Here is a 7396-nt window from a genome sequence, read left to right on the forward strand (position 1 = left end):
AGCCGGTGGCCACCGAGGTCTTCGGCGAACGGGCCGACGAGGTCATGGCCGGGCTGCGCGAGGAGCTCGCCACCCGGGCGAAGAAGAAGGCAGGTCTGGATATCGAGTGAGACGTACCCACCGCCGGTAGGACGGTGGATAGGTCCGGGGACAGCGGGTTCCGGGACCGTCTGCGGCCAGGGACGGCCGCAGTCGAGCCTACAGGGAGGTACTTGTGGCGTGTCCCGGAAGTCGCTGTCCCCGGGCCCCAAGCCCGACACGACAAGCACCGTCGGCGGGCAACCGAAAAACAGGAGGAGCAATGGCGAACAACAACGTCTTCATCGCGCTTCAGAACAACGAGGAGGCGCGACCCATCATCGAGGCCATCGAGCAGGACAACGCCGAGGCCCGGGTCGAGTACGCCCCGGCCATGGTCAAGATCGACGCGCCCGGGCGGATCGTGGTCCGCCGCGAAACCGTCGAGGACCTGATCGGGCGCGACTGGGACCCCCAGGAGCTGCACATCAACCTTATTTCGCTGTCCGGCAACATCGATGAGGACGACGACGCGTTCGTCCTCCATCGCGGCGACTGAACACGAGGAGGAGTCGAGTAATGGCAGCCAAGCGACTGAACCTGCGAGAGAAGTACCAGAAATTCACCCGGGATCTCGCGTGGGAGCCGACCTACCAGAAGAAGTCGGACATCTTCCCGCAGACCGAGTTCGAGGGTATTCACATCCACGACTGGGACAAGTGGGAGGACCCCTTCCGCCTGACCGTGGACGCCTACTGGAAGTACCAGGCGGAGAAGGAGCGCAAGCTCTACTCCATCATCGATGCGTTCTCGCAGAACAACGGCCAGCTCAACGTCACCGACGCACGCTACGTCAACGCCCTGAAGCTCTTCCTCACCGGGATCTCGCCGCTGGAGTACGCCGCCCACCGCGGCTTCGCCATGGCCGGCCGGCAGTTCGGCGGTGTCGGCCCGCAGGTGGCCTGCCAGATGCAGTCCATCGACGAGCTGCGCCACTGCCAGACCCAGATCCACACCATCAGCCAGTACAACAAGTACTTCAACGGCTTCCACGACTGGAACCACATGCACCAGCGGGTGTGGTACCTGTCCGTGCCCAAGTCGTTCTTCGATGACGCCATGTCGGCGGGGCCGTTCGAGTTCGTCACCGCGATCTCGTTCTCCTTCGAGTACGTGCTGACCAACCTGCTGTTCATGCCGTTCATGTCCGGTGCGGCCTACAACGGTGACATGGCCACGGTCACCTTCGGCTTCTCCGCCCAGTCGGACGAATCCCGGCACATGACCCTGGGGCTCGAGGTGATCAAGTTCATGCTCGAGCAGGACGAGCGCAACGTGCCCATCGTCCAGAAGTGGATCGACAAGTGGTTCTGGCGCGGCTACCGCCTGCTCTCGTTGGTTTCCATGATGATGGACTACATGCTGCCCAAGCGGGTCATGTCCTGGAAGGAGGCCTGGGAGATGTACTTCGAGGAGAACGGCGGTGCGCTGTTCGAGGACCTCTCCCGCTACGGCATCCGCATGCCCAAGTACTGGGAGGTCTCGGTCAAGGAGAAGGAGCACCTTTCCCATCAGTTGTGGGCGACATTCCACAATTTTGGCCATGCGGCCGCGTTCCATACCTGGATCCCGGAAGAGTCCGAGATGCAGTGGCTCTCGGAGAAGTACCCGGACACCTTCGACAAGTACTACCGGCCGCGCTTCGAGTTTTGGCGGCAACACACGAAGGAGAAGGGGCGCTGGTACAACCCCACGCTGCCCATGCTCTGCCAGACCTGCCAGGTCCCAATGCTCTTCACGGAGCCGGACGACCCCACCCAGATCTGCTACCGCAGCTCCCAGTACAACGGCGAGCAGTACCACTTCTGCTCGGATGGCTGTAAGGACATCTTCGACGACGAGCCGGAGAAGTACGTGCAGGCCTGGCTGCCGGTGCACCAGATCTACCAGGGCAACTGCGGCGGCGCGTCCATCCCCGAGGTCCTGGAGTACTACCACCTGGTCGACGGCCAGGACAACAAGGAATACCTGGAGTCCAACGACCGCGCCAACTGGCTGCGCTGGAAGGGCATGGCCGACACCGAGGCGGACCGCGAGGTCCAGGCCGTGGTCAACGAGTAGGGGAGGGGAGAGCAATGCCCGTGCAAGCGATGTACGACTACCGCGCCACGCCGGCGGACCGGCAGGAGAATTTCCACGGGAACCAGCTCGTGTATATCGGCTGGGACCAGCACCTGATGTTCTGCTCGCCGGTGTGCCTGCCGCTGCCGCCGGACATGCCCTTTCGGGATCTGGTCCGCGACGTCCTCCCGGGGGCGTATGCGACCCATCCGGACTGGGCGCACATCGACTGGGATGCCGTCGAGTGGAACGTCGACGGCGAGCCCTTCGTCCCGGACATGGACGCGGGGCTCGCCGACCAGGGCATCGGCCACAAGTCGGTGATCCGCTTCCGTACGCCGGGCCTCAACGGCATCGGCGGCGTGGCCACCTGAGAGACCCCATCGGGAGGAGGAGCCAATGTCGCACGAGCTGAGCATCGAACCGGTGGGCGAGGCCATCGAGGTGGAGGACGAGCAGAGCCTGCTCGACGCCGCCCTGCGGCAGGGGCTGTACCTGCCCCACGCCTGCTGCCACGGCCTGTGCGGCACCTGCAAGGTGCAGGTGCTCGAGGGCGAGGTCGAGGACGACGACGCCTCGCCCTTCGCGCTCATGGAGTTCGAGCGCGAGGAGGGCTACACCCTCGCGTGCGTGGCCCATGCGCTGTCGGACGTGACCATCGAGGCCGACATCGAGGAGGACCCGGACGCGGTCGTCCAGCCGGTGGAGGACTACGAGGGCACGGTGGTGGACATCGTCGACCTCTCGCCCACGGCGAAGGGCGTGTTCATCGAGCTCGACCGGGACATGGACTTCCAGGCCGGCAAGTACGTCAATCTCCACCTGCCGGACGTCGAGATGCCGCGGGCGTTCTCGCTGGCCAACGCGCCCTCCGAGCGGCGCGTGATCGAGCTCAATGTCCGCCTCGTTCCCGGCGGCGAGGCGACCACCTACATCCACGAGCGGCTGCAGGTGGGCGACCGGCTCCACGTCTCGGGGCCTTACGGGCGCTTCTTCGTGCGCAGGTCGGCGCCCGGCGGGGTGATCTTCTTCGCCGGCGGGACTGGGCTCTCCAGCCCCAAGTCCATGATCCTGGATCTGCTGGAGTCCGGCGACGAACGCGAGATCACGCTGTTCTACGGCCAGCGCCATCGCGCCGAACTCTACTACCACGACTTCTTCGAGGCGCTGGCCGCCGAGCACGCGAACTTCACCTACGTGCCCGCGCTCTCCGAGCCGAACGCGGAGGACGACTGGGACGGGGCCACCGGGTTCGTCACCGACGTCGCCAACGAGCACTTCGGCGGCCGGTTCAGCGACCACAAGGCCTACCTGTGCGGGCCGCCGCCGATGATCGACGCCTGCCTCACCACCCTCATGCGGGGGCGTCTGTTCGAGCGCGACATCTTCATGGAGAAGTTCATCACCGCGGCGGACGCCGCCCAGCAGCAGAGAAAGAGTCCGCTGTTCAAGTCCATCTGAGACGGCGGCCGACAGGGAGGAGGAGAGGCCATGAGCGACGAAGCGCCGTGCCCGGTGTTCGACGTGCGCATCGCCGATACCGGTGAGGTCTACCAGTGCCCGGCCCGGGAGACGCTGCTCAAGGCCATGGCACGCCTCGGCCGCAAGGGCATCCCCTCGGGCTGCCACGGCGGTGGCTGCGGGGTCTGCAAGGTCCGGGTCACCGGCGAAGTGACCACGATGGCCATGAGCCGCAGCCATGTCTCCGAGGCGGAGGAGCGTCAGGGCTACGTCCTGGCCTGCCGCTGCTACCCCCGCGGCCATCTCTCGGTGGAGGTGGTCGGAAAACTGCACAAGGCCGTGACACGGCCGCGCTACGGGTTCGTCTGAACGGAATCGGCGCGCACCGCGCGCCCATCGTAACCACGAGGAGGAGTACACCATGGGTGTCATGCGTATCGGCCACATCAACATCCGCGTGCTGGACATGGACGCGGCCCTGCATCACTACGAGAACGTCCTCGGCCTGCTGCGCGCCGATCAGGACGGTGACGGCAATGTCTACCTGCGCGGCTGGGACGAGTGGGACAAGTACTCCGTCATCCTCAGCCCCTCGGACCGGGCGGGCATGAACCACATTGCCTACAAGGTGGAGTCGGATGACGACCTCGACGTGCTGCGCCGGCGCATCGAGGCCTACGGCATCGAGGTCGAGGAGCGCCCGGCCGGTGCGCTGCCGGACTGCGGCCGCAGCCTGCGGTTCTACCTGCCGAGCGGTCACCTCATGTATCTCTACGCGGAGAAGACCTACGTCGGCAAGGCGGTGAGCACCACCAATCCGGATCCGTGGCCGGACGGCCTCAAGGGCGCGGGCGTGCACTGGCTCGACCACGCGCTGCTGATGTGCGAGCTCGATCCGGAGAGCGGCGTGAACAAGGTCGAGGAGTCCACCGCCTTCATGCAGGACGTGCTGGACTTCAAGCTCACCGAGCAGGTGCTGGTCGGCCCCGACGGCGACATCAAGGCGGCGACCTGGCTCACCCGTACCAGCACCCCCCACGACATCGCCTTCGTCGGCGGGCCGGTGAAGGGGCTGCACCACTGCGCCTTCTTCCTCGACGAGTGGTCGGACGTGCTCAAGGCCGCGGACGTCATGGCCAAGAACAAGGTCAAGATCGACGTCACGCCCCAGCGCCACGGCATCACCCGCGGGGCGACGATCTACTTCTTCGACCCCTCCGGCAACCGCAACGAGACCTTCGCCGGCCTCGGCTACCTCGCCCAGCCGGACATGCCGGTGATCACCTGGACCGAGGACGAGCTCGGGCGTGGCATCTTCTACCACACCGGCGAGCTCAACGAAGCCTTCACCACGGTCTACACCGAGGGCGCGTGAGCCCATTCCCGCACGGCGCCCCCGCGGCGGGGCGCCGCGGACACGGAGGAGTCCCATGGCCGCAGCCGTGACCGAGATCACCCCGGGCAGCGAGGGGCCCGTGACGGTCAGCGTCGCCCGCCGGGTGCGCCCGGGGTGCGAGGCGGAATACGAGCGCTGGGTGAGCGGTATCGTCCACGCCGCCGGGGCGTTCTCCGGGCACCTGGGGGCGTACGTGCTGCGCCCCTCGGCGCAGACGGACAACGAGTACGTGCTCATCTACCGCTTCGACACCTACGCCCACTGCCGGGCCTGGGAGCAGTCCGCGGAACGGCGGCAGTGGATAGAGGCCCTGGACGACATCGTCGAGGGCGAGGCGGCGATCAAGCGGGTCACGGGCCTGGAGTTCTGGTTCGACCTGCCGGAGGTGCCGGCGGCGGCTCAGCCCTCGCCCCACAAGATGGCGCTCACGCTCACCGTCGTCGTCTACCTGATGCTCAGCATCGTCAAATGGGCGCTCTCACCGGTGACCGCCGGGCTGCCGGGGCCCGTGGCGCTGTTCATCGTGGTGGCCGTGCAGGTGGTGCTGCTCACCTACGTGGTGATGCCGCGGGTCACCCGGTTGCTGAAGGGCTGGCTCTACGGCTGAACCGTGCGTTCATGCCCGACCGCCGCCCGGGGCCTCGCCCTTTTTCAGCCGGTACTCCACCTGGCCCCGGCGCAGACCGAGCAGCCGGGCGGCCGCGGAGACATTGCCGCCGGTGCGCTCGAGCGCGCGCTCGATCATCAGCCGCTCCAGGCGCTCGAAGGAGGGCAGGCGCTCGATCAGCTCGTCGGCGAGGTGCTGCTCGCGCCCGGTGACATCCGCCCGCTCCGGGTCGTGGCTCGGCACCAGCGAGCCGCCGGGGTCGAGGTCGAAGGCGGTGGTTGTGAGTTGTTCGCCGCCCGCGAACAGGTGCTGGACGTCGATGCCCCCGTCCGGGTCGGCCAGGATCACGCCGCGCTCGATCATGTTCTCGAGCTCGCGCACGTTGCCCGGCCAGTCGTAGTCGTTGAGCGCGGCGTAGGCGCGCGGGGTAAGTCCACGCACGGCCTTGTTGCAGCGCTTGACGCTCTTTTTGAGGAACAGGGCGGTGAGCAGCGGGATATCCTCGCGGCGCTCGCGCAGCGGCGGTATCTCGATGGGGAAGACATTCAGCCGGTAGAAGAGGTCGGTGCGGAAGCGCCCGGCGTCCACCTCCTCGCGCAGATCGCGGTTCGCGGCGGCGACCACGCGCACGTCCACCCGGCGGACCTCGGTGCCGCCGACGCGCTCGACCTCGCGCTCCTGGAGCGCGCGCAGCAGCTTGCCCTGGGCCGGCAGCGGAAGGCTGGTGATCTCGTCGAGGAACAGCGTGCCGCCGTGGGCGCGCTCGAAACGCCCGGCCCGGGACCGGTCCGCCCCGGTGTAGGCGCCGCGCTCGACGCCGAACAGCTCCGCCTCCACCAGATCCGGCGGGATCGCCGCGCAGTTGACCGACAGCAGCGGCCCCTGTGAGCGCGGACTGATCGAGTGCAGCGCGCGGGTGAAACATTCCTTGCCCACCCCGCTTTCCCCGCGGAAGAGCACCGTCGAGTCCGTGGGCGCGACGCGGCGTACGAGATGGGCGACGCTGTTGAAGCCCGCGGAGGCGCCCACGAAGCCCTCGAAGTGCTGGACGTTGCCCGCCGGGCCGCCGATGTCGTCGCCGTAGCCGAGGTCCCGCGCGCCCACGAAGCTGTCGATGCGCAGGAATCCCGCGTCCTGCCGGTCCAGGCGCTCCCACTCCGACAGCGGCCGGCCGATCACCCGGCAACGCGCGTGGCCCATGGCCACGCACTCGCTCTCGCGCCAGTGGATGGGCATGCCCGTGACCGCGGTGCAGTAGCCGTCCGCGTAGCCCACCATTACCCAGCACGCCGGCTCTCCGGTAACGCCGAAATGCTGCAGGTGTGCCTGGGCCTCCCAGGATGCGCCCCAGACGTAATCCCCCCGGAACTCGCCGCGTTCGAGATCCACCTGCATCGCCTCGATGGGCTGGTTGCGCACGAAGCCCTCCATCTCGCGCAGGCGCGGCCCCAGGGGCAGGGCTTCGGCGGGGTTGGCGGTGGCGATCCGGCGGATGCGCTGGCCGTCCTCGAAGCCCTGTTGGTAGCCCAGTCGCATGAGTATCTCGCGGGCCCGGGCATTGCCCAGCTCGGCGACCAGTTCGCGGCGCAGCTCCGCGAATGAGGAGGCATGCATGAGCAGCATGCGCTGGTCGAAGAGCTGGATGTGCCCCGCGTCCGGGGAAAAGTGAAGGTGCTCGGCAAGCACGCCGGCGCTGGCGGTGCTGCCGGACGGGGCATCCGGACTGGCGGTCATGGGACTCCTCCTGCAGCGCCTCCATGCGCGCCTGCCGGGTTGCGGGATATCCGGAAACC

At 67.5% G+C, this 7396-nt stretch carries 8 protein-coding genes; 7 read left to right on the forward strand and 1 reads right to left on the reverse strand.

Going from position 1 to position 7396, the window contains the following annotated elements; all coding sequences use genetic code 11:
- Positions 1 to 301 precede the first annotated feature (301 nt).
- From G7A99_RS14835 to G7A99_RS14865, 7 genes are read left to right on the forward strand one after another with little or no spacing between them, the layout of a single operon-like run.
- Entirely contained in the window at positions 302 to 577 is a 276-nt protein-coding gene (locus G7A99_RS14835; RefSeq protein ID WP_018719550.1) for an MmoB/DmpM family protein, read from the forward strand.
- A gap of 20 nt (positions 578 to 597) precedes the next feature.
- A complete protein-coding gene (locus tag G7A99_RS14840) occupies positions 598 to 2139 on the forward strand; it encodes an aromatic/alkene/methane monooxygenase hydroxylase/oxygenase subunit alpha (RefSeq protein WP_018719551.1) in 1542 nt (513 codons plus the stop codon).
- Positions 2140 to 2153: 14 nt separating this feature from the next.
- Positions 2154 to 2513, forward strand: coding sequence for a phenol hydroxylase subunit P4 (locus G7A99_RS14845; protein ID WP_026321252.1), 360 nt, complete (start codon positions 2154 to 2156; stop codon positions 2511 to 2513).
- Positions 2514 to 2538: 25 nt separating this feature from the next.
- Entirely contained in the window at positions 2539 to 3600 is a 1062-nt protein-coding gene (locus tag G7A99_RS14850) for an NADH:ubiquinone reductase (Na(+)-transporting) subunit F (RefSeq protein ID WP_018719553.1), read from the forward strand.
- A gap of 30 nt (positions 3601 to 3630) precedes the next feature.
- The gene (locus tag G7A99_RS14855; protein WP_163141502.1) at positions 3631 to 3969 is read left to right on the forward strand and encodes a 2Fe-2S iron-sulfur cluster-binding protein; all 339 of its coding nucleotides are present in this window, start codon (positions 3631 to 3633) and stop codon (positions 3967 to 3969) included.
- Positions 3970 to 4021: 52 nt separating this feature from the next.
- A complete protein-coding gene (locus G7A99_RS14860) occupies positions 4022 to 4975 on the forward strand; it encodes a catechol 2,3-dioxygenase (RefSeq protein ID WP_163141505.1) in 954 nt (317 codons plus the stop codon).
- A 55-nt stretch (positions 4976 to 5030) separates the two neighbouring features.
- A complete protein-coding gene (locus G7A99_RS14865; protein ID WP_163141508.1) occupies positions 5031 to 5603 on the forward strand; it encodes an antibiotic biosynthesis monooxygenase in 573 nt (190 codons plus the stop codon).
- A gap of 9 nt (positions 5604 to 5612) precedes the next feature.
- Here G7A99_RS14865 and G7A99_RS14870 read toward each other — a convergent pair whose 3' ends face one another.
- Positions 5613 to 7337, reverse strand: coding sequence for a sigma-54-dependent Fis family transcriptional regulator (locus G7A99_RS14870; RefSeq protein ID WP_163141511.1), 1725 nt, complete (start codon positions 7335 to 7337; stop codon positions 5613 to 5615).
- Positions 7338 to 7396 lie beyond the last annotated feature (59 nt).

It is taken from the genome of Arhodomonas sp. KWT (genome assembly GCF_010993615.1).

Excerpts from the sequence above, each read along its gene's own strand:
- G7A99_RS14835 (WP_018719550.1), top strand. The coding sequence starts at position 302 with ATGGCGAACAACAACGTCTTCATCGCGCTTCAGAACAACGAGGAGGCG.
- G7A99_RS14840 (WP_018719551.1), top strand. The coding sequence starts at position 598 with ATGGCAGCCAAGCGACTGAACCTGCGAGAGAAGTACCAGAAATTCACC.
- G7A99_RS14850 (WP_018719553.1), top strand. The coding sequence starts at position 2,539 with ATGTCGCACGAGCTGAGCATCGAACCGGTGGGCGAGGCCATCGAGGTG.
- G7A99_RS14865 (WP_163141508.1), top strand. The coding sequence starts at position 5,031 with ATGGCCGCAGCCGTGACCGAGATCACCCCGGGCAGCGAGGGGCCCGTG.
- G7A99_RS14855 (WP_163141502.1), top strand. The coding sequence starts at position 3,631 with ATGAGCGACGAAGCGCCGTGCCCGGTGTTCGACGTGCGCATCGCCGAT.
- G7A99_RS14870 (WP_163141511.1), bottom strand. The coding sequence starts at position 7,337 with ATGACCGCCAGTCCGGATGCCCCGTCCGGCAGCACCGCCAGCGCCGGC.
- G7A99_RS14845 (WP_026321252.1), top strand. The coding sequence starts at position 2,154 with ATGCCCGTGCAAGCGATGTACGACTACCGCGCCACGCCGGCGGACCGG.
- G7A99_RS14860 (WP_163141505.1), top strand. The coding sequence starts at position 4,022 with ATGGGTGTCATGCGTATCGGCCACATCAACATCCGCGTGCTGGACATG.